The sequence below is a fragment of the Streptomyces sp. NPDC052109 genome (assembly GCF_040680195.1).
In the GTDB taxonomy this organism is placed as follows: domain Bacteria; phylum Actinomycetota; class Actinomycetes; order Streptomycetales; family Streptomycetaceae; genus Streptomyces.
The window spans coordinates 30,120-50,283 of the sequence record NZ_JBFAWF010000008.1; the positions used below are offsets into that span (position 1 = coordinate 30,120).

Genomic DNA, 20,164 nt, shown 5'->3' on the forward strand with positions numbered 1-20,164 from the left:
TCACTCGTGCGGGACCACGGCGACGGGGCAGTCGGCGTGGTGCAGCACCCCGTGCGCCACCGATCCGATCCGGGCGCCCACGGCCGTACGATGCGCCCAGCGTCCGACGACCATCAGCTGGGCCCTGTCGGTCAACGACAGCAGCACCTGGCCCGCGCCGCCCATCTCGACGTGCTCGGTCACGGGCACGTCGGGGAACCGCTCCCGCCACGGCCGGAGCGCCTCGGTCAGCGCCTGCTTCTCGTAGGGCTCCAGACCGCCCGCGTCGTCGAGGAGCTTGAGCGAGCCGGGGCTGTAGGCGAAGACCGGCGGCAGCGTCCACGCCCGTACGGCCCGGACGGTGGCGCCCCGGGCCGCCGCCGTCTCGAACGCGAACCGCAGCGTGGCCGCACTGTCCTCGGGGTCGCCGTGCTGACCGACCACGACGTCCCGTCCGGCGGCCTCCGCCGCCGGCTCGTCCCCGGCACGCACCAGGACCACCGGCCGGACCGCCTCGGCGATCACCTGCTGCCCGATCGAGCCCAGCAGGAACCCGATCACGCGTCCGTGCCCACGCGAACCCAGCACCAGCATCTCGGCCTGCGCCGCCGCACCCCCCAGCGCGTGCACCGGCTCGCCCTCGACGACGTCCACACTCACCTCCAGCCCCGGGTGCCGTTCGCGGACGGCGCGCACGGCCTCCGCCACGCCCTGGGAGGCCCACGCCTGCTGGGTGTCCCGGTCGGCGGTGGCGAGCGCCTCGGCGTAGCGCCAGGCATGCACCACGCGCAGGGGCAGCCCGCGGCGCACGGCCTCCCGGCCGGCCCAGTCCAGGGCGGCCAGGCTCTCCTCCGTGCCGTCCACTCCTGCCGTCATCGGGCGTGTCATGCGTGGGCCTCCTCGTCGTCGCAGCTCTCCGGTGGTGCTGGTGCCCACTATCGGGCACCGTCGCGCACGGGCACGATGATCTCGTCCAGGAGCCGACGGCGGACTCGCCGGGGACAGGGAGCGCGCAGGCTGAGCACGATGTGCGGGTAACCCGCCTCGATCAGCGTGGCGACGACCCCGCGGTCCTCGGCCGGGTCGTCGTGGGACACGACGTAGCGCACGGAGCGGGTGAGCGTCCCGGGGCCCGGCCCGGGACCGCGCAGTGGGCGTCGAGGACGCGGACGCGTTCGGCGAGGGTCTCCGGGGAGTGGTGCGCAGGCCGGGGGACGCTCCAGACGTCCGCGTGTCCGGCGGGCACACGGTCGAGCCGACCGCCCACGGCCAGGAGGTCCTGCGCCGTGCCGAACAGGCCCGAGCCGAGGCGGAGCGCCCGTTCCTCGAGCCCCTCGCCGACGCGAGCCCGAGCGCTTCCCGGGTACGCCGCGGGCGCTGTCCGGTGTCTCGGAGGCGGAAGCGGAACGGAGTGGTCCCGCCGCCACCCTCTGACCACGCTTCCGGCACGGCTGTGGAGTGGGAGCAGGTGAACGACGCCGCGGACGAGTACGAGATCCGGGCCGCGCCGGCCCGGCTGCCGGGCTGATGTTCGTGCCTGCGCCGGAGAAGAAGTCCGTCAAGGACCGGCTGCGCCTCGGCTTCCGCCCCGGCGACCGGGCGGCCGAGGTGGCCCGGCTCCGCGCGCTCGGCGCCCGGGGCGCGGACGCCGGGCAGGGACGCCGCCCGTGGACGACGGTCAGGGATCCCGAGGCCGACGAGTTCTGTGTGCTCGCGGAGCACCACCGAGCTGGTCCGCGAGCGCACCGCGTCCGGTGTCCCGGGGCGAATCGGCACGATCGAACATACGATGAACATCGAAGCGGTGCGGTGGTCCCCATGACACCGACCCGCGGCACCGACGCTCGGGGTGGGAGACGTATGGCACAGGCCGCCGAGGCAGCGCGGACCGTCATCCTGACCGTGGACGACGACCCGGGGGTCTCCCGTGCCGTCGCCCGCGATCTGCGGCGCCGCTACGGCGAGTCGTACCGGATCGTGCGCGCGGAGTCCGGGGAGTCCGCGCTGGAGACGCTGCGCCAGCTGAAGCTGCGCGGCGACCTGGTGGCCGTGATCCTTGCCGACTACCGGATGCCTCAGATGAACGGCATCGACTTCCTGGAGCAGGCGCTGGACGTCTATCCGGGGGCGCGGCGGGTGCTGCTCACCGCGTACGCGGACACCGACGCCGCGATCGACGCGATCAACGTGGTCGATCTGGACCACTATCTGCTCAAGCCCTGGGACCCGCCGGAGGAGAAGCTCTATCCGGTGCTGGACGACCTGCTGGACGCCTGGCGCACCAGCGCCTACCGGCCGGTGCCCAGCACGAAGGTCGTCGGGCACCGCTGGTCGGCGCGGTCGTCGGACGTGCGCGATTTCCTCGCCCGCAACCAGGTGCCCTACCGCTGGTACTCGGTGGAGGAGCCCGAGGGGCAGCGGCTGCTGGCGGCCGCCGAGCAGAACGGGCAGCGGCTGCCGCTGGTGATCACCCCGGACGGCACCGCGCTGGTCGAGCCGGAGGTGCCCGAGCTGGCGGCGCGGGTCGGCCTGGCGACGACACCGACGGCCGACTTCTACGACCTCATCGTGATCGGCGGTGGACCCGCCGGGCTCGGCGCGGCCGTGTACGGAGCGTCCGAGGGGCTCAGGACCGTGCTCGTGGAGCGGTCGGCGACCGGCGGGCAGGCCGGGCAGAGCTCCCGGATCGAGAACTACCTGGGCTTCCCCGACGGGGTTTCCGGCGCCCAGCTCACCGACCGGGCGCGCCGGCAGGCCGCAAAGTTCGGCGCGGAGATCCTGACCGCGCGTGAGGTGACGGCACTCGAGGTCAACGGCGCCGCCCGGGTCGTTCGGTTCGCGGACGGCTCGGCGATCGCCGCGCACAGCGTGATCCTCGCGACCGGAGTGCAGTACCGGCAGCTCGACGCCGCCGGCTGCACCGACCTGACCGGATGCGGGGTGTTCTACGGCTCGGCGCTGACCGAGGCCGCCTCCTGCCAGGGACAGGACATCTACATCGTCGGCGGCGCCAACTCGGCGGGCCAGGCGGCGATGTACCTGGCCCGGGGCGCGAAGTCGGTGACGCTGCTGGTGCGCGGCTCCGACCTGTCCGCCTCGATGTCGTACTACCTGATCCAGCAGATCAACGAGGCGCCGAACATCTCGGTGCGCCCGCACACCGTCGTGGACGCGGCGCACGGCTCGGAGCACCTGGAGCAGCTGACGCTGCGTCATACGGTGACCGGGGAGAGCGAACAGGTCGACGCGCAGTGGCTGTTCGTGTTCATCGGAGCCGCCCCGCTGACCGACTGGCTCGGCGACTCGGTGCTGCGCGACACGCGCGGGTTCATCCTCGCCGGGCCCGATCTCACCGCCGACGGGCGGCCGCCGGCCGGCTGGGAACTGGACCGGCCGCCGTACCACCTGGAGACCAGCGTGCCCGGGGTGTTCGTGGCCGGTGACGCCCGCGCCGAGTCCGCCAAGCGGGTCGCGTCCGCCGTCGGGGAGGGCGCCATGGCCGTGATGCTCGTCCACCGCTATCTGGAGCAGTCATGAACGGTCTGGAGCAGTCATGAGCGGTCGGATCATGCCATGCAGCCCGCAGGAGATCAGTTCGCTGTTCCTCTTCGAGAAGCTGCGCCCCGAGCAGGTCGGGCGGCTCTGCAGCGAGGGACGGGTGGAGCTGTTCGAGCCCGGCCCGGTGTACACCGAGGGCGACCCCGCCACGTGCTTCTTCTCGATGATCGAGGGCACGGTCGTGCTCTCTCGCCGGGTCGGCGGCGACGACGTGGAGGTCTCCCGCACCTCGCAGCCCGGCGTGTACGCCGGCGCGATGCAGGCCTACCTCGGCGACCGGGTGCGGCAGGTGTACACCAACTCGATGCGGGTGACGGAGCCGACGCGGTTCTTCGTGCTGCCGGCGGACATCTTCGCGGACGTCATGACCGAGTGGTTCCCGATGGCCGTACATCTGCTGGAGGGCCTGTTCTTCGGGTCGAAGAACACCCAGGCGGCGATCGGGCAGCGGGAGCGGCTGCTGGCGCTCGGCTCGCTGTCGGCGGGGCTCACGCACGAGCTGAACAACCCGGCGGCGGCAGCGGTCCGGGCCACCGCCTCGCTGCGCGAGCGGGTCGCGAAGATGCGGCACAAGCTGGCCGTGATCGCCGAAGGCCCCTTCTCCCGCGATCAGTTGGCGAGCCTGATCGAGATCCAGGAGCGCACCGCCGAACGGGTCGCCAAGGCCCCGGTGCTCAGTCCGCTGGAGACCGCCGACCGGGAGGACCTGCTCACCGACTGGCTGGAGGACCACGACATCGACCGGGCCTGGCTGCTGGCCCCGGCCTTCGTGCAGGCGGGACTCGACGTCGACTGGCTCGAGCAGGTCGCGGGGGCCGTGGACGAGGAGATCCTGGCCGGTGCGATCGGCTGGCTCAACTACACCATGGAGACCGAGCTGTTGATGAACGAGATCGAGGACTCCACCACCCGCATCTCGCACCTCGTCGACGCGGCCAAACAGTACTCGCAGCTGGACCGGGCGCCCTACCGGGTGGTGGACGTGCACGAACTCCTCGACAGCACCCTGCTGATGCTGTCCGGCAAGATCGGCACCGGGATCGAGGTCGTGAAGGAGTACGACCGCACGCTCCCGCCGGTGCCCGCGTACCCGGCGGAGCTGAACCAGGTGTGGACGAACCTGATCGACAACGCGGCGTCCGCCATCAACAGCGCGGGCGGCACGGGCACGCTGACCGTACGGACCGGGCTCGACCACGAGCAGCTGCTGGTGGAGTTCCGGGACACCGGGCCAGGCGTCCCGCCCGAGATCAAGGACCGGATCTTCGATCCGTTCTTCACCACGAAACCGGTCGGCGAGGGCACCGGGCTCGGCCTGGACATCTCCTGGCGGATCGTCGTCAACAAGCACCACGGCACCCTGCGCGTGGAGTCGGTGCCCGGCGACACCCGGTTCCAGGTGCTGCTGCCCCTGACCGCCGACCTGTCCGAGTCGCCCGAGCAGCAAGCGGAGGAAACCGTATGAGCGCCACCGACAAGGCCGAGGCGATCGACCCGGGCGTGCCGCCCAGCGGCATCGGGTGCGTGGAGTGCGAGGAGGCCGGCGGCTGGTGGTTCCATCTGCGCCGGTGCGCGCAGTGCGGGCACATCGGCTGCTGCGACGACTCCCCCGCCAAGCACGCGACCGCCCACTACCACGCCACGGGGCATCCGGTCATCCGGAGCTTCGAGCCGGGCGAGGAGTGGTTCTGGAACTACGCCACGGACGAGTTGTACGCCGCGGGGCCCGAACTCGCGCCGCCCGCCAGCCATCCCGCGGATCAGCCGGTGCCGGGTCCTGCCGGGCGGGTGCCGGTCGACTGGGCGGAGACGCTGCGGGGGTGAGCACCGCCCCATGGCTCGACTCCTCGCGCCTCTTCAGAGCGCCGCAGTAGCCTGCGTGGACGACGTGCTGTCAGTCTCTCGTGCCAGGATGGGGGCGTGTCGGAGATCGCCTTCAGTACGCCGCCGTTGATCGGGCGGGACCAGGAACTGGCCCGCCTCACGGGCGTGCTGGAGCGTGCCCGGGGCGGGGCGGCGCGGGCGGTGCTGGTCGCCGGGGACGCGGGGGTCGGCAAGACGCGGCTGCTGGACGAGGTGGCGGGGCGGGCGGCGGGGGCCGGGACCACCGTGGTCACCGGGCACTGCGTGGACCTCGGCGACGTCGGTCTGCCTTATCTGCCGTTCACCGAGATCCTCGGCGTGCTCGCCACCGACGAGCGCTTCACGTCCGTCCTGGACGCGCATCCGGTGGTGGACCGGCTGCTGGGCGCGGGCCCGGAGTCGGCGGGCGGCCGGGACGTACGGCTGCCGCTGTTCGAGGACGTCGCCGGGCTGCTCGCCGAACTGGCCGCCGTGGCACCGCTGCTGCTGGTCCTGGAGGACCTGCACTGGGCCGACCAGTCCTCCCGGGACCTGCTGCGTTTCCTGCTCAGCCGGGGCGTGCTGCACCGGCCGGGCGGCGGCGCCCCCGACCGGCGCCTCGCGGTCCTCGCCTCCTACCGGTCGGACGATCTGCACCGCCGCCACCCCCTGCGCCCCCTGCTCGCCGAACTGGTCCGGCTGCCTGCCGTGGACCGGCTGGAGCTGCGGCCGCTGCCGGATGCGGAGGTCGCTCGGCTGGTGCGGGCCCTGGAGGACCGCCCGTTGCCCGAGACCGTCGTACGGGACATCGTGGCCCGCGCGGAGGGCAACGCGTTCTACGCGCAGGAGCTGTTCGCGGCGGCCGGCGCGGACGCCGGCGGGATGCCCAGCGGGCTCGCGGACCTGCTGCTGATCCGGGTGGAGCAGCTGCCCGAGACCGCGCAACAGGTGCTGCGGACGGCGGCCGTGGCCGGGCGCCGGGTGGAGCACGAGCTGCTGCGTGAGGCGGCCGGGCTGCCCGAGGACGAGCTGGAGGCGGCGCTGCGCGAGGCCGTCGGGCGGCAGCTGCTCGTCCCCGGGGACGGCGGCACCTACGCCTTCCGGCACGCCCTCGGCCGCGAGGCGGTCTACGCCGACCTGCTGCCCGGCGAGCGGTCCCGGCTGCACGGCACGTACGCCCGGCTGCTCGCCGCCCGCGGCCGTGCCCCGGAGACCGCCGCCGAGCGCGCCCACCACGCCAGGGAGAGCCACGACCTGCCCGGGGCGCTGGCGGCCTGTCTGGAGGCGGCAGACCACGCCCGGCGGCTGGGTGCGCCGGCCGAGGAGCTGCGACATCTGGAGGCGGCGCTGGACCTGTGGTCGTCGGTGCCGCCCGAGGCCCGACCGTGCGCCGACGGCATCGCTCCGGTCACGCTGACCCTGCGGGCCTCCGCCGCGGCCGCACAGGCCGGGGACGCCCACCGGGCGGTCTCCCTCACCCGGGCCGCACTCGCCGACGTCGGCCAGGACGCCGACTCCGCGCTCGCCGCCCGGATCCGCTACACCCTCGCGGGCAACCTGCTCAGCGTGGACCGGCTGCAGGCCGCCTTCCGGTACAGCAGCGAGGCGCTGGCGCTGATACCCGCCGAGCCGCCGTCGCGGACCTGGGTGTGGGCGGCGGCCACCCATGCCATGGCGGCGCGTCACCTCGGTGCGGACGAGACGGCCCTGAACATCGCCCACCGCGCCCTGCGCGCCGCACGGGAGCTGGGTATGGCCGCCGCCCAGGCCGATCTGCATCTCCCTGGCCAATCTCGAGGGAGGCGGCCGGCGCTCCACGGAGGGCCAGGAGAGGCTGCGGCGGGCGCGGGAGCTGGCGCAGTCCGCCGGACACGGTCCCGTGGAGATGCGCGCGCTGTTCAACCAGGCGATCAGCCGCCTGGAAGCGGGTGACCCCGAGGCGTGCCTGCCCCTGTTGTCCGAGGCGCTGGAGCGGGCCCGCCGGACCGGGCTGCTGTCCTCGCCGTATCCGCTGGAGATGCGGTATCTGCAGTTGCTGGTGCTGTACACGGTCGGCCGGTGGGACGCGTGCCTGCGTGCGGCGGCGGAGGCCGCGGCCGTCCTGCCCGCCACGGGCGCCTTCGCGGCGGGTCCCGCGCTGTACGTGGCGGTGGCGCGGGGCGAACTCGGGGCTGTCGAGCGGGCCGAGGCCCTGCTGGACGGCCCGTTCACCTGGACGGGCACCCTGGTCGCGGGTATCGCCCTCACCGACTCCGCCGCGTTGCGCGGGGACCCGGAGGCGGCCGTGGAGCGGATGCGGGCGGCGCTCACCGCACTGGGCGACGACTCGGGGCGGCGGCCCGATGTCACGGTGCGGCTCGCCGCACTCTGCCTCGCGGCGGTCGCCGACCGCGCCGGGGAGCTACGACGGGCCGGCGACGCACCGGCGCTGCGCCGCTGGGCTGACACGGCCACCGAGCTGGTGGAGCAGGCGCGGGCCTCGGCCGCGCGGGACGAGGAGGGCCGTCCGCAGGGCCCGGAGGGCCAGGCCTGGCTGGCCCGTGCCGAAGCGGAGTGGGCGACGGCCGTGTCCGGCCCCGTGCCGGCGGTCTGGGAGAAGGCGGTCGCCGCGTTCTCGTACGGCGACGTGTACGAGCAGGCGCGCTGCCGGGCGCGGTACGCCGAGGCGCTGCTCGCCGTCGACCGGCGCGCGGAGGCGGCGGAGGAGGCACGTACGGCCAGGAAGGTGGCCGTTGCGCTGGGCGCGGCACCGCTGCTGGAGCGGATCGACGCGCTGTCCCGTCGGGGCCGCCTGACCGCAGCCTCCGCCGACGCGGCGGGCGGAGCGTCGCTGACCGCCCGCGAGCGGGACGTGCTGGGGCTCCTCGCCCGGGGCCGCAGCAACCGGCAGATCGGCGAGGAGCTGTTCATCAGCGGCAAGACGGCGAGCGTGCACGTGTCCAACATCCTGGCCAAGCTGGGTGCCGCGAGCCGTACGGAGGCGGTGGCGATCGCCTATCGCCAGGGCCTGATCGCGCCGGAGCCGTCCGGGACGAGCCGACCCGGAGCGTGAGCCGGGTCAGCGGGGGCAGTCGAGGCGGCCGAGATCGACGGCGTCGGCCAGCGCCCGCATCCCCTTGTCGTTGGGGTGGAGGTGGTCACCGCCGTCGACCGACGGCAGCAGCCGTCTGGCGTCGTGGGGGTCGCGCAGGACACGGTCGAAGTCGATGACCGCGCCGAACTCCCCGCTGGTGCGCAGGAATCGGTTCACCTCACGGCGCACGGCCTCGGCGGCCGGGTCCCATTCGGGCCAGCCCGCGAACGGGCCGACCGTGGCGACGACCAGACACTTCCCCGCCGCGTCCACCCGCTGGGCGATCTCCCGGTACCCGGCGATCAGGTCATGCGCGGTGACGCCGGTGTGGGCCTTGAGGTCGTTCACCCCCTCGAAGAGGAAGACGGTGCGCACGCCGGGCAGGGAGAGCACGTCCCGGTCCAGCCGGTTCAGGGCGCTCTGCCCCGCGCCGTCCGCGAGCACCTGGTTGCCCGACATGCCTTCGTTCGCGACGCCACGCAGGTGCGTGCGGGACGCCTTCAGACGCCGGGCGAGGTAGTCCGGCCAGCGGCGGTCGAGGTCCGGGGTGGAGTGCCAGCCGTCGGTGAGGGAGTCGCCGAGCGCGACCACGGCTGCGGTGCCTGCCCGGGGCGGCCGTACGGACACCGCGTCGAGATACCACCAGGAGCCGGTGGTCTCGGCCCAGTTGGCGCCGCTCTCCTCGGCGGTGTGGTCGCCCCGGCCGGTGTACGAGGTCTGCATCGCCAGCCCGTGGCCGGTGGCCGGTCCTGCCGCGTCCGGAGTGTGCAGGCTGACGGCCAGATCGGTGTCGGCCGGCCAGGTGCCGGGCAACGGGTCGCTCCAGGCGGTGCCGCCCGCGGGCACGGTGACCCTGCGCTCGCCGCCGAAGGTCAGCCGCCGGTTGCTGCCGGGGCGCAGTGCGGCCCCCTTGGCACGCAGGCCGGCGTCGACGTCGTCCAGGGTCAGCGGACGGTCGCCGAAGGCGTTGGTCACGCGCACGCGCAGTGCGGTGCCGCCGACGCTGGTGTGGACGATGAGCCTGTACCCCTGGCCGGCCGCTCCCTCGCCCACGCGGTCGGCGCTCGCCGCCCAGGTGACGACCCCGGAGCCCTGTTCGGCGGACTCGGGCACGACGGCCGCCCGGGCGGGCGCGGACTGGCAGGCGACGGCCGTGAGCAGCGCGGCGGCGACGCGGCAGAGGCGTCCGAACCGGCGGGTCACGGGGTGAGGTCCCGGAGCGGGGCGGCCCCGCCGGGGCGCGTGCTGATCCTCGGGGACGTGCCTGCGTATCCCACGGAGGTCATGGTCCCTCCAACGCCGTGCCTACGCACCTCGAAGGCCTTCCTGCCAGGGTTCCCTCGACGGGCCGGGGCCCTCCGGGGGGACCCCGGACATGCGGATGCCCCGCGCGGGGCGGGGCATCCGGGGGTACGGCAGTCCGTCAGTGACGGGCGGCCGGCGTGTTGGCGGCGGTGACGTTGACCGCGGCCCACGCCGCGTCCACCCTCTTGTACTCGGTGCTGTTCGCGCCGTACAGGTCCTGGGCGGCCTTCAGCGTCGCGACGCGCGCGTCGTGGAAGTCGGTCGTGGAGACCATGTAGCGGGTGAGCGCACGGTAGAAGATCGCGGTGGCCTTGGTGCGGCCGATGCCCGTGACCGTGGAGTTGTCGTAGGTCGGCGAGTAGTACTTGACCCCGTTGATCGTCTTGCTGCCGCTGCCCTCCGCGAGGAGGTAGTAGGCGTGCGAGGAGACACCGGAACCGGCGTGCACCTCGGCGCCGTACACGGCCGGCGACCAGTAGTCGATGGTGCCCTCGAGCTTGTCGAGCGAGGGGTGGTCGAGGCGGCGCAGGAACTTCTGCGCGAGGCCCAGCTTCTCGCCGATCAGGTAGTCCGGCGTGTCCTTGGAGTTCTTGGCGTAGAACTCCACGTTGGAGCCGAAGATGTCCGCGAGGGACTCGTTCAGCGCGCCGGGCTCACCGTACTGGTTGCCCTGGTTGTCGACGTAGGTCGGCTCCAGCTTGGCGGTCGCGTCCACCACGCCGTGGGTCAGCTCGTGGCCGGTGACGTCGAGGACGACGAGCGGCTTCTTGAACATGTCGCCGTCACCGTCGCCGTAGAGCATGCAGGTGCAGGTCGGGTCCCAGAAGGCGTTGGCGACCTTCTTGCCCCAGTGGACCATGCCCTGGGCGGCCTTGCTGTTGTTGGCTATGCCCTTGCGCCCGAAGGTGCTCTTGTAGAAGTCGAGCGTCTCGGTGATGCCGTACTGGGCGTCCGCGGCGGCGCTGGCACGGTTGCCGGTCGTGCCGTTGCCCCACACGTTGGTCGTGCCGGTGAACTTCGTGCCCGCGCTGAACTTCTCGGTGTACGAGCCCTTGGCGTCGCGCGTCTCGGTGCCGTACCGGCTCGGGTCCTTGAGCTGGTAGTGGCCGCGCGAGGTGGCCGTGGTGGTGAGGCCGACGCTGCCCACGAAGAGGGTCTTGCCCGTGCCCTTGGCTGCCGACGGGTAGCGCGCGGCGCCGGAGACGCCGGAGCCGAGCAGTGCCTGGGGGACGGCGGGGGCGGTGCCGGTGGCCGGGTCGATCGTCTCGCCGTGCTTGCGAAGGCTCTCGAGCAGCTTCGGCGACAGGAACTGGTCGCTGTCGGGCGTGTTGCTGCGCACCTTGCCGGTGACGGCGTCGACGACGACCGTGTTGGTGCCGTCCTGGTCGGTCACGGTCACCTGGTAGGCGAGGGCCGAGGCGCCGCCGCGCGCGTCGACGACGAGCTGGGCGGTCCCGGCGTCGCCCTTGGCGGCCTGGGCGGCCTTGGCGGCGGCCTGGGCGGCCGTCAGCTCGGCCTTCGTGGTGGCCGGCTTGACCGCCTGCTGGGCCGCGCGCGTCACGCCCGTGTAGGCCAGCTTGTGGTCGAGGTGGACGATGAGGTCGCCGCCGAGCACGGGCATGCCGTCGTGCGTGCGGACGAACCGGACGTGCCGGGCGCCCTCGGGGTCGATCATCACGTCCTGGGCGTGCAGTTCGTCGCCCTGGGAGACGCCGGTCGCCGAGGAGTGGGCGAAGGCCGCGGTACGCGCCGCCTCCACCACCGCCGTGGCGTTCGTGGCAGCGGAGGCCGAGGACCGCTCCACCCCCGTGCTGGGACCCGCGAAAGCCGTGCCGGCCAGGCCCGTGGCAGCGGTCGTCACCGCGATGGCGACGGCGACGCTGCGTATGTGCGGTCTACGCAAGGATCAGGGTTCCTTCGTGCGAAGGCAGCAGGGATCACCAACCGCCTTGAGACATGACGCGCTTCGCGTCACGGGGCTGGTCGGGCCCCGAGGCGTAACCCTTACGGATCAGTCATGTGCACGTAAAGGCGGAATGATCGATTTCGCAACCTTCTATGACAATCCTTTACGAATGCACGCCACAGAGTGATCACTGACTGACCAACTGTGTGTCGGCTGTGGAGACGTCGTCCCAATCCCCCAGGTTCCAGGGCCGGAATGTGACCGACGTCGCATCAAGCGTCGTATCGGCTCGTATCGATGCGTGTCGTGCGTGTCGTGCGTGTCGTGCGTGTCGTGCGTGACACGGAAAGCGGGTGCCGGATGGTTCCGGCGAGGGTGGGGCAAGGCGCGGTCCTCGGAGCGGTCGTGCTGTCGCTGCTCGCTCTCCCGGCGCGGGCCGCGACGGGAGAGCCCGGCACGCCGACGGCGACGGCGCATCCACCGGCCGCACGTACAGGGCCACGAGCGGAGTCGCCGACCTCGGCGGCCGGCGGCCCATCGGCACCGACGACCGGTTCCGCGTCGGCAGCGTCACCAAGGCCTTCTCGGCCGACGGGAGTTCCGGGGTGGTACGCGTGCGGGTACCTCACCCCGACAAGGCCGGTGCCCCCTTGGCCGACTCGACCGACCGGACGGCGTCATGGGCACAGAGCGCGGGCGCCATCATCTCCAGCGCGCGGGATCTGGACGCGTTCCCCTCCGCGCTGCTCGGTGGCCGGCTGATGCCCTCGGCGCGACTCGCCGAAAAGGAGGAGTTCAACCGGGTCGACGGCACGACGTGGGGTAGGGAGGTACGGCGTCCTCCTGGCCTCGTGATCGACGCCCGGTTCTCAGCCGACGAGTTGCTGGCCGCCGTCGATGTCGTAAGTCGCGCCGGTGAGTGCCGTGTTGGTCATGATGTGCACCGCGAGCGCCGCGACGTCCTCCGGTACGACGACACGGCCGATCGGCAGTGTGGCGCGCAGTCCCTCGCGCCGAGCCTCGAGGCCGTCGCCGAGAAGCCGGGCCGACAACGGGGTGTCCACGAAGCCGGCGGCGATCAGGTTGACCCGGATCGGGGCGAGTTCGAGCGCGAGACTGGCGGTGAACACGGGCATCGCGGCCGTGGCCGCCGGCGCGATGCCGAGGCCCGCCCTCGGCCGCCGGGCGCCGGTGCCGCCCAGGAGCAGCAGGGTGCCGCCGGGTCGCACCGCGGTGGCGGCGTGGCGCGCGACGTCCAGAGCGAGGACCATGTGCGTGCTGATCGCGCGGCGCGCCTGTTCGGTGTCCATGTCCAGGAGGCGCCCGTAGGAGGGACTCCCCGCCGTGACCAGCACATGGTCGATCGGCCTGGGCAGCTCGCGGAAGAACTGCTGCAGCAGCGCCGGGTCGGTGGCGTCGAAGGCGGCGGTGCTGCGTGCCTCCACCTCTGCGGACGCAATGCGCAGCCGGTCGGGGTCACGCCCGGTGAGAATCACCGTGGCGCCCTCGGCGCGGGCGTGCCTTGCGGTCGCCAGCCCGATGCCCGCGCTCCCCCCGATGACGACGAGGGTCTGGCCGAGCAGGGCCGGGTCGCGGCGGCCGTACGCCGCCGGTGGTGCGTCACTCATGGATCCTCCTGTACCGGGCGGCACAACCGCAGTGGCGGTCAGCGGATCGTCCGCCTGGAGTGGGCTCGGCTCCGGCGAGGGCGGCGTCCGCTCACCGTTCGGCCGTCTGACGTCCGGACGCAGCGGAGTGAGGTCCTCCTCCCGCATTCCTGCCGGATCGCGGACGGCGGCGCTGGCCTTCCCCGCCCCGGGGTCGATCGGCGCACGGGCCAGGCCCGCGGCCGATGCCGCGGTCGGCTCCCGTCACCAGGGCGACAGATCCTTCGATGTCCATCGCGCTTCCTTCCTGCCGGCGCCTGCCGACGACAGGGGCCGGGGGCAGCCGATGCTCCGCGCTCGGCCGGCACCGCGGTCCTGGAGCACCTGCCCTCCTTGCCAGCCTGCACCGGATTCCACCGCACCGCACGGGAACAGCACGGTGTCGCCCGCCCGCAGGCGGCGATCCGTCCGCGAGCGGTCCGACGGGGTGCGTGGTGAGACTGAGAGGACGGAAAGGAGACAGACATGAGCCACGTGGCACTCTGCGTTCGCTTCAGGCTGCGCGAAGGTGTGGCGGAGCCCTTCGACGACCTGGTGCGGCAGGCCGCCGCAGCGGTGCAGGAAAATGAGCCCGGCACGCTGGCGTACGTGTGCAACGAGGTCGAGGGCGCACCCAACGAGCGCTTGTTCTTCGAGCTCTACGCCGACCGTGACGCCTTCGAGGAGCATGGGCGCCAGCCGTACGTCCGTCACTTCCTGGCCGAGTGCGCGCAGTACGCGGACAGTACCGAGGTCGTCCGCCTGCGGCCGTACGCCGGGAAGTATCCCACAGGTGCCCCGTAGCGATGCGGTAGCGCCGTCGGAAGCCCGGGATGGCAATCCCCGCCCCGGGAACTCCCGGCGAAGGGGTGCACCTCCTGGATCTTCTGCGAGCCCCGTCATGCGGAGCGTCGGCGGCTTCGCCGGTGCGCACGTGCGTGCACCCGGGCACCGGGCCCGGACGCGTGCCACTCCACGCAGCCGTGCCGCGCCGCGCCACCGGACCCCGCACGTCGGGCTCGGCCGTGCGGTGGCTGAACGGGCACTTTCCGTGATCTTGGCGGAACGACATCCTCCGGGACACCATGCCTCGCATGAAGGGTGATCTCTTTTCCAGTCAGCACGTCGTGCAGCCGGCCGTGGAGCCGGGAATGTCCGTCGAGAACGCCAAGTGCATCAAGTACGCGGTGAACGGCGAGATGTACGCCCGCCAGGGCGCGATGATCGCCCATCGCGGAAACCTCAAGTTCGAGCGCAAGGGGCAGGGTGTCGGCGGCATGCTCAAGCGTGCGGTCACCGGCGAGGGGCTGCCCCTCATGGCGGTGCGCGGGCAGGGCGAGGCCTGGTTCGCGCACGAGGCACAGAACTGTTTCATCGTCGAGGTCGAGGCCGGCGACCAGTTCACCGTCAACGGCCGCAACGTCCTGTGTTTCGACGCCTCGCTGTCGTACGAGATCAAGACGGTCAAGGGGTCGGGCATCGCCGGCGGCGGCCTGTTCAACAGCGTGTTCAGCGGGCAGGGCCGGCTCGGCCTGGTCTGCGAGGGCAACCCGCTGGTCATCCCGGTCTCCGCGCAGTTCCCGGTGTACGTCGACACGGACGCGGTGGTCGGCTGGACCGCGCGGCTGGAGACCTCGCTGCACCGCTCCCAGTCCATCGGCTCGATGCTGCGCGGCGGTTCCGGCGAAGCGGTGCAGCTGATGCTCCAGGGCGAGGGCTTCGTCGTGGTGCGACCGAGCGAGCTGACCCCGCAGAAGAGCCAGCAGCACTGAACCTTCACACAGTGATCCGCGCCGCACGGGCAACCCCCGTCGCCGTACCCGCGTCTTGATCGACAACAGACCGACACGCCCCGGTCGCTGAGGCCGGGGCGTATTTTCGAGACCCTATACACGGGATGTATACGCGAGATGTATACATGTCGCGTATAGAAAGGCACGCATGTACGGCAAGGCATTCGCCCCGGAGTACCAGGGCGCCCTGACCACTCTGTCCGTGAACTCCTCGCTGGTCGATGTGCTGGCGGAGGGCACCGAGAAGCTGCGTCAGGCCGAGCGGTGCGGGCGCCCCGCTGAGGCGGCCCGCTGCGGGCTCGCCGTCGCCGAGGCACATCGCCGGCTCGGCCACATCGGTGACGCCGACCGGGCCTGGAAGGCGAGTTACCGCGCCGCCCGCGCAGCCGGCGACACCGCCGCGATGGCGTGGGCTCTGTGGAGCGGCGGCACCCTCGCCCGGCAGCGCGGGTCCTTCCCGCTGGCCTGGCGGCTGCTCGGTCTCGCGGCCGAACTCGGCGAGCGGGGCGGGGACGTCGTCGTCCGCGGCTACTCGCTGGCCGGCCTCGCCGAGACCGGACGCATCCAGGGCGACTACGCGGCCGTCGGACGGCTGCACGAGCAACTGCTGGCCGAGGCACGCAGGCGCGGTGAGGCCCGGCACACCGTGTGGGCGCTGGAGGGCATCGCACAGATCCACCGCAACACCGGCGACTACGACCGGGCCTACGCGTTGTTCGAGGAGGCGGCGGAGATAGCCGAACGGGCGGAGGACCGACGCGGGCACGCCTGGGCGCTGCGCGGACTCGCCGACATCGTCTCGGTGCGCGACAAGGACACGGAGCGGGCGCTGGAGCTGCTGTCCCGCGCCGAGGCCGGCTGCCGGGCGATGAACCTCTCCAGCGCGCTGGCCTACAACCACAAGATGCGCGGCAACGTCCTGTACCGGGCCGGGCGTTACGCCGAGGCGCGGGACCTGTACGAGCTGGCACTGGAGGAGTTCCGCGCGATGAGCGAGCCGCGCGGGGAGGCGCTGGCCCGGCTGGGCCTGGCCAAGTCGCTGGCTCAGCTGGGCCGCGACCGCGCCGAGACGGCGTCCGAACTCGCCGACCTGGCAGGGACGTTGGAGCGGATCGGGCTCAAGCACGCCCGGGAGATGGTGACCCGGGCACAGGAAGAGTTCGGCCTCGACGCGGAGGTCGCACGATGACCGCGGTACAGGCCCCGTCCTCCGCTCCCGAAGTCCTCGCCCGCTGCCGGGACGTGGTGCAGCCGGCGCTGCGGGCGGCGGTGGGGCGGCTGCATCCGTGGGTGGCCGAGATGGCCGCGTACTCCTTCGGCTGGTGCGAGGTCGGCGGGGCGCCCGCCGCCGCGCCGGGCGGCAAGGGCGTACGGCAGGCGCTGGCGGTCCTCGGCGCGGAGGCGGCGGGCGCCGACGGGCGGGCCGGGGTCCCGGCCGCGGTCGCGGTGGAGCTGGTGCACGCCTTCTCCCTGCTGCACGACGACATCATGGACGGCGACGCGACCCGGCGCCGCCGCCCCGCCGTGTGGAAGGCGTACGGCACGGGGCCTGCGGTGCTCGCCGGGGACGCCCTGTTCGCGCTGGCCGTGGAAACCCTCGCCACCGAGCCGCAGGGCGCCCGCGCCGTACGGCTGCTGTCGGCGGCCCTCGCCGACCTGGTGCGCGGACAGGCCGACGACCTGTTGTTCGCCGCCCGGCCGTGCACCGGTCCCGAGCGGGTGACGCCCGGCGAGTACGGGGCGATGGCGGAGGGCAAGACCGGCGCCCTGCTGGGCTGTGCCGCCGCGCTGGGCGCCGTGCTCGGCGGGGCGGACGAGGGCACGGCCGGCGCACTGGACCGGGCCGGACGGCATCTCGGCGTCGCCTTCCAGCTGGTCGACGACGTGCTGGGCATCTGGGGCGATCCGGCCGTCACCGGCAAGCCCGCGGGCGGCGATCTCCGGGAGCGCAAGAAGACGTACCCGGTGCTGGCCGCGCTCGGCTCCCCGGTGGCCCGCGGGCTGCCCGGACTGCTCGACGCGCCGGGCATGGCCGAGGAGGCGGCCGCCCTGATCGAGGCGGCCGGCGGCCGTACGGCGACCCTGGCCGAGGCTCGCAGGCACACGGTCGCCGCACGGGCGCTGCTCTCGGCCGCTCCACTGGCCGCCCGTGCCGCCGGGGACCTGTTCCGGCTGCTGGACTTCCTGGCCGACCGCGAGCTGTGAGGCCGTGGATCACGCCGTGAAACGTGTTGACCCCGGAACTCCCCGCGGGCCAGGGTGCGATCGGCGCGGCCCCCACCCCCGCGCCGGAAGGGTGAATCACCTTGATCGGCATCAGGGAGATCGAAGCCGCCGCGGAGCGGATCGCCGGACATGTCGTGCGGACGCCGACCGTACCCAGCCCGGGCCTGACAGCGCTGCTCGGCGTCCCGGTCATCGCCAAGCTCGAACTGCTCCAGCGCACCGGCTCGTTCAAGGCGCGCGGGGCGACGGCGAAGCTGCTGTCGCTGAGCGCGGCCGAGCGGGCGGCCGGTGTGGTCGCGGTCAGCGGCGGCAACCACGGGATCGCCCTCGCGGTGATGGCGGCGGCCCTCGACGTGAAGGCCACCGTGGTGATGCCCCGCACCGCTCCCGCGCGGTCCGTCGCACTCGCGGAGGAGGCAGGGGCGTCGGTGCGGTTGACCGGCGGCATGGACAGCGCCTTCCAGCTGGTGAGACGGCTCGGGGACGAGGGGCTGACGCTGGTCCATCCCTTCGACGACCCGGTGGTGATCGCCGGGCAGGGCACGGTCGGGCTGGAGCTGGCCGAGGACGCGGACGACGCGCTGACGGACGTCGTCGTCAGCATCGGCGGTGGCGGTCTCATCGCCGGGGTCGCGGCCGCCCTCGCGGCCAGACGTCCGGGCGTGCGCGTGTGGGGTGTGGAGACCGAGGGCGCAGAGACCATGTCGGCCGCGTTGGAGGCGGGCGGTCCGGTGCCCGTGCCGCTGTCCTCGCTGGTCACCACCCTCAGCCCGCCCGCCGTGACCCAGCTGACGTACGACCATGTGTCGGCACTGGTCGAGGAGGTGCTGGTGGTGCCGGACCGGGACGCGGTGCAGGGCTCGCTGGACCTCGCCGAACACGCCAAGGTGTGGGCCGAGCCGGCCGCGGGCTGTCTGCTGCCGGCGGCACGCCAGGTGGCGGCCCGGGTCGGTGACGGCGCCCGGATCGGACTCGTGGTGTGCGGCGGCAATACGACCCCGCGCGAACTGACCGGCTGGGCCGAGCGGTTCGGGCTGCTGTGACACCCAGCGCCGCACCCGGCGGTTTACCCTCGGTTACCCCCAGGTCGAACCGCCGCCGGAGGCGGGCATCCCAAACTCGCAAGCCCTTTCGAAGGGTTGATTGAAAGGCTGGAACGGCACTCGATCACCCATTCATTGAACGCACCCCCGCACGCCCCGCGTACCTCTGTGAGACACGGAACAGGCAACGCATCAGGGGCTTCGGCGAGGGATGACCATGGTCAAGGCGCACGTCTCCGCACACGAGCTGGTCGCCGGACGCTACCGGCTCCTGGAGGTCTTCGCCCGCGAGACGAACCGCCTGTGGTGGTACGCCGAGGACGTGGCGGCGCAGCAGCCCCGGCTGGTGGCCCAGACCAGCTTGCCGGAGCCCGCCGACGACGACACGGCGCGCCGGGTCACGGCCCGCGTCGTCCGGACCTCCGAGACGATGCGGCTGCTGTGTCCCGGGCAGGTCGCCCCGGTCGTCGACGCGGTGGTGGAGGCCGGCACCCTGTGGACGGTGTCCGAGTGGATCGACGGCACCGTCCTGGACGAACTCCTCGGCCGCGAGGGCGCGTTGAACACGATGCGGGCGGCCCGAATAGGCCTGGAACTGCTCGATGTGCTGCAAGCCGCGCACGACGGGGGCATCACCCACGGCGAGCTGAGCCCCGGCCAGGTCTTCGTCCGGGACAGCGGCCCGGTCGTGGTCACCGGGTTCGGGCTGGCGGGCGCGACCCTGGTGCCACGGCTCACGGCACCCTCGTACGCCTCCCCGGAGCAGGCCCGCGACGAGCGGATCGGGCCCGCCGCCGATCTGTGGGCGCTGGGCGCGCTGCTGTACACCATGGTGGAGGGCCGCCCGCCGTTCCGGGACCGCGGCCGGCCCGACGCCACGCTGAAGGCGGTGGACCGGCTGCCGCTGCGCACCCCGCTGCGGGCGGGCCCGCTCACCCAGGCCGTGCAGGGGCTGCTGCGGAAGAACTCGCGGGAGCGGCTGACCCGGCCGGTGGTCCGCGAGGCGCTGATCCGGGCCCTCGACGAGGACACCGACGCCGACCGGCAGCCGGCCCCCGTCCCCCGGCTGCGCGGTGCGTACGCGAGTGTGCGCCTCGCCGGGCGGGAGCGCGGCAGGCGGGTCCTCGCGGCCGGTACCGCGCTGGCCGTGATCACCGTCGCCGCCGCCGTACTGGCCGCGACGCACCAGCTGCCGGGCACCGGCTCCGGTACCGCACGGACACCGGCCCGCCCCAGCACCTCGGCCGCCCCAGCCGGCAAGCACACGGGCGGCTCCGCGACCCCCTCCCCGAGCGCCACCCAGGTCGCTCCGTCCGCCCTGCCGGCCGGCTACCGCCGTTACACCGCCCCCGAGGGCTTCTCGGTGGCACTGCCCGACGGCTGGAAGCGGCTGATCACCTCCCGCGCGTCCGGCGCCTACCGCATCACGTTCGGCCGGGACGGCACCTCTCCCACCCTCGCCGTCACGCACAGCGAGCACGTCGGCCCGGATCCGGTGGCCATCTGGCGGGACGACGTCGAACCGGACCTGCAACGGCTCCCCGGCTACCACCGCGTCGGCACGGTCCGGCCCACCACGTACCGGGGACACCGGGCCGCCGACCTGGAGTGGCTGGCCGGAACGGGGGACGCGCGGGTGCACACGCTCGGGCGCGGCTTTCTGACGGGCGGCGGCGACGGCTACTCACTGCGCTTCACCACCCCGGCCGCGACCTGGGACGACGCCGCGAACCGGCTGGCGTTGAAGACGTTCCTGCAGACGTTCCGGGCGCCGGAGGGCTGAGCGGCGTCAC

General features: G+C 73.2%; 15 protein-coding genes and 2 pseudogenes. 12 read left to right on the forward strand and 5 right to left on the reverse strand.

The genetic code is table 11. The features are described 5' to 3' along the window. The gene (locus AB0L59_RS18315; RefSeq protein WP_365584460.1) at positions 1–867 is read right to left on the reverse strand and encodes a universal stress protein; all 867 of its coding nucleotides are present in this window, start codon (positions 865–867) and stop codon (positions 1–3) included. A gap of 47 nt (positions 868–914) precedes the next feature. Then, the gene (locus tag AB0L59_RS18320; RefSeq protein WP_365584462.1) at positions 915–1,088 is read right to left on the reverse strand and encodes a hypothetical protein; all 174 of its coding nucleotides are present in this window, start codon (positions 1,086–1,088) and stop codon (positions 915–917) included. Between the two features lie 41 nt (positions 1,089–1,129). Between AB0L59_RS18320 and AB0L59_RS18325 the strand changes: the two genes are divergently transcribed. The 6 genes and pseudogenes from AB0L59_RS18325 to AB0L59_RS18350 all read left to right on the forward strand — a co-directional run bounded on the left by AB0L59_RS18325 (position 1,130) and on the right by AB0L59_RS18350 (position 8,431). Next, positions 1,130–1,507, forward strand: coding sequence for a hypothetical protein (locus tag AB0L59_RS18325; RefSeq protein WP_365584465.1), 378 nt, complete (start codon positions 1,130–1,132; stop codon positions 1,505–1,507). Next, positions 1,507–1,632: pseudogene (locus tag AB0L59_RS18330) on the forward strand (VOC family protein); the annotation flags it as partial. The gene AB0L59_RS18325 and the pseudogene AB0L59_RS18330, both read left to right, overlap by 1 nt. Before the next feature lie 207 nt (positions 1,633–1,839). After that, positions 1,840–3,516: an FAD-dependent oxidoreductase gene (locus tag AB0L59_RS18335; protein ID WP_365585048.1), complete on the forward strand. Its 1,677-nt coding sequence runs from the start codon at positions 1,840–1,842 to the stop codon at positions 3,514–3,516. A 16-nt stretch (positions 3,517–3,532) separates the two neighbouring features. After that, positions 3,533–5,002 carry an ATP-binding protein gene (locus tag AB0L59_RS18340; protein WP_365584467.1) on the forward strand — a complete coding sequence of 490 codons (1,470 nt, stop codon included), beginning with the start codon at positions 3,533–3,535 and terminating at the stop codon, positions 5,000–5,002. Beyond that, complete coding sequence (locus AB0L59_RS18345) at positions 4,999–5,361, forward strand: UBP-type zinc finger domain-containing protein (protein WP_365584469.1); 363 nt, start codon at positions 4,999–5,001, stop codon at positions 5,359–5,361. Before AB0L59_RS18340 ends, AB0L59_RS18345 begins: the two co-directional genes overlap by 4 nt. A 96-nt stretch (positions 5,362–5,457) precedes the next feature. Next, a pseudogene (locus AB0L59_RS18350) lies at positions 5,458–8,431 on the forward strand (AAA family ATPase). 6 nt (positions 8,432–8,437) lie between these two features. Here AB0L59_RS18350 and AB0L59_RS18355 read toward each other — a convergent pair. From AB0L59_RS18355 to AB0L59_RS18365, 3 genes are all read right to left on the reverse strand, one after another. Further along, positions 8,438–9,655 carry an SGNH/GDSL hydrolase family protein gene (locus tag AB0L59_RS18355; protein ID WP_365584472.1) on the reverse strand — a complete coding sequence of 406 codons (1,218 nt, stop codon included), beginning with the start codon at positions 9,653–9,655 and terminating at the stop codon, positions 8,438–8,440. A gap of 220 nt (positions 9,656–9,875) precedes the next feature. Beyond that, entirely contained in the window at positions 9,876–11,660 is a 1,785-nt protein-coding gene (locus AB0L59_RS18360) for a M4 family metallopeptidase (RefSeq protein ID WP_365584474.1), read from the reverse strand. Between the two features lie 872 nt (positions 11,661–12,532). Beyond that, on the reverse strand, positions 12,533–13,291 hold the full coding sequence (locus AB0L59_RS18365) for an SDR family oxidoreductase (RefSeq protein WP_365584477.1): 759 nt from the start codon (positions 13,289–13,291) through the stop codon (positions 12,533–12,535). 504 nt (positions 13,292–13,795) lie between these two features. Here AB0L59_RS18365 and AB0L59_RS18370 point away from each other — a divergent pair. The 6 genes from AB0L59_RS18370 to AB0L59_RS18395 all read left to right on the forward strand — a co-directional run bounded on the left by AB0L59_RS18370 (position 13,796) and on the right by AB0L59_RS18395 (position 20,154). After that, entirely contained in the window at positions 13,796–14,113 is a 318-nt protein-coding gene (locus AB0L59_RS18370; protein ID WP_365584480.1) for an antibiotic biosynthesis monooxygenase, read from the forward strand. Between the two features lie 290 nt (positions 14,114–14,403). Next, positions 14,404–15,081: an AIM24 family protein gene (locus tag AB0L59_RS18375; RefSeq protein WP_365584483.1), complete on the forward strand. Its 678-nt coding sequence runs from the start codon at positions 14,404–14,406 to the stop codon at positions 15,079–15,081. 169 nt (positions 15,082–15,250) lie between these two features. Continuing rightward, complete coding sequence (locus AB0L59_RS18380; protein WP_365584486.1) at positions 15,251–16,291, forward strand: tetratricopeptide repeat protein; 1,041 nt, start codon at positions 15,251–15,253, stop codon at positions 16,289–16,291. Further along, entirely contained in the window at positions 16,288–17,307 is a 1,020-nt protein-coding gene (locus AB0L59_RS18385; RefSeq protein ID WP_365584487.1) for a polyprenyl synthetase family protein, read from the forward strand. Before AB0L59_RS18380 ends, AB0L59_RS18385 begins: the two co-directional genes overlap by 4 nt. Positions 17,308–17,408: 101 nt before the next feature. Then, the gene (locus AB0L59_RS18390) at positions 17,409–18,371 is read left to right on the forward strand and encodes a threonine/serine dehydratase (protein WP_365584490.1); all 963 of its coding nucleotides are present in this window, start codon (positions 17,409–17,411) and stop codon (positions 18,369–18,371) included. A gap of 211 nt (positions 18,372–18,582) precedes the next feature. Then, the gene (locus AB0L59_RS18395) at positions 18,583–20,154 is read left to right on the forward strand and encodes a serine/threonine-protein kinase (RefSeq protein ID WP_365584492.1); all 1,572 of its coding nucleotides are present in this window, start codon (positions 18,583–18,585) and stop codon (positions 20,152–20,154) included. Positions 20,155–20,164 lie beyond the last annotated feature (10 nt).

Excerpts from the sequence above, each read along its gene's own strand:
- AB0L59_RS18315 (WP_365584460.1), bottom strand. The coding sequence starts at position 867 with ATGACACGCCCGATGACGGCAGGAGTGGACGGCACGGAGGAGAGCCTG.
- AB0L59_RS18335 (WP_365585048.1), top strand. The coding sequence starts at position 1,840 with ATGGCACAGGCCGCCGAGGCAGCGCGGACCGTCATCCTGACCGTGGAC.
- AB0L59_RS18340 (WP_365584467.1), top strand. The coding sequence starts at position 3,533 with ATGAGCGGTCGGATCATGCCATGCAGCCCGCAGGAGATCAGTTCGCTG.
- AB0L59_RS18345 (WP_365584469.1), top strand. The coding sequence starts at position 4,999 with ATGAGCGCCACCGACAAGGCCGAGGCGATCGACCCGGGCGTGCCGCCC.
- AB0L59_RS18365 (WP_365584477.1), bottom strand. The coding sequence starts at position 13,291 with ATGAGTGACGCACCACCGGCGGCGTACGGCCGCCGCGACCCGGCCCTG.
- AB0L59_RS18370 (WP_365584480.1), top strand. The coding sequence starts at position 13,796 with ATGAGCCACGTGGCACTCTGCGTTCGCTTCAGGCTGCGCGAAGGTGTG.
- AB0L59_RS18375 (WP_365584483.1), top strand. The coding sequence starts at position 14,404 with ATGAAGGGTGATCTCTTTTCCAGTCAGCACGTCGTGCAGCCGGCCGTG.
- AB0L59_RS18380 (WP_365584486.1), top strand. The coding sequence starts at position 15,251 with ATGTACGGCAAGGCATTCGCCCCGGAGTACCAGGGCGCCCTGACCACT.
- AB0L59_RS18385 (WP_365584487.1), top strand. The coding sequence starts at position 16,288 with ATGACCGCGGTACAGGCCCCGTCCTCCGCTCCCGAAGTCCTCGCCCGC.
- AB0L59_RS18395 (WP_365584492.1), top strand. The coding sequence starts at position 18,583 with ATGACCATGGTCAAGGCGCACGTCTCCGCACACGAGCTGGTCGCCGGA.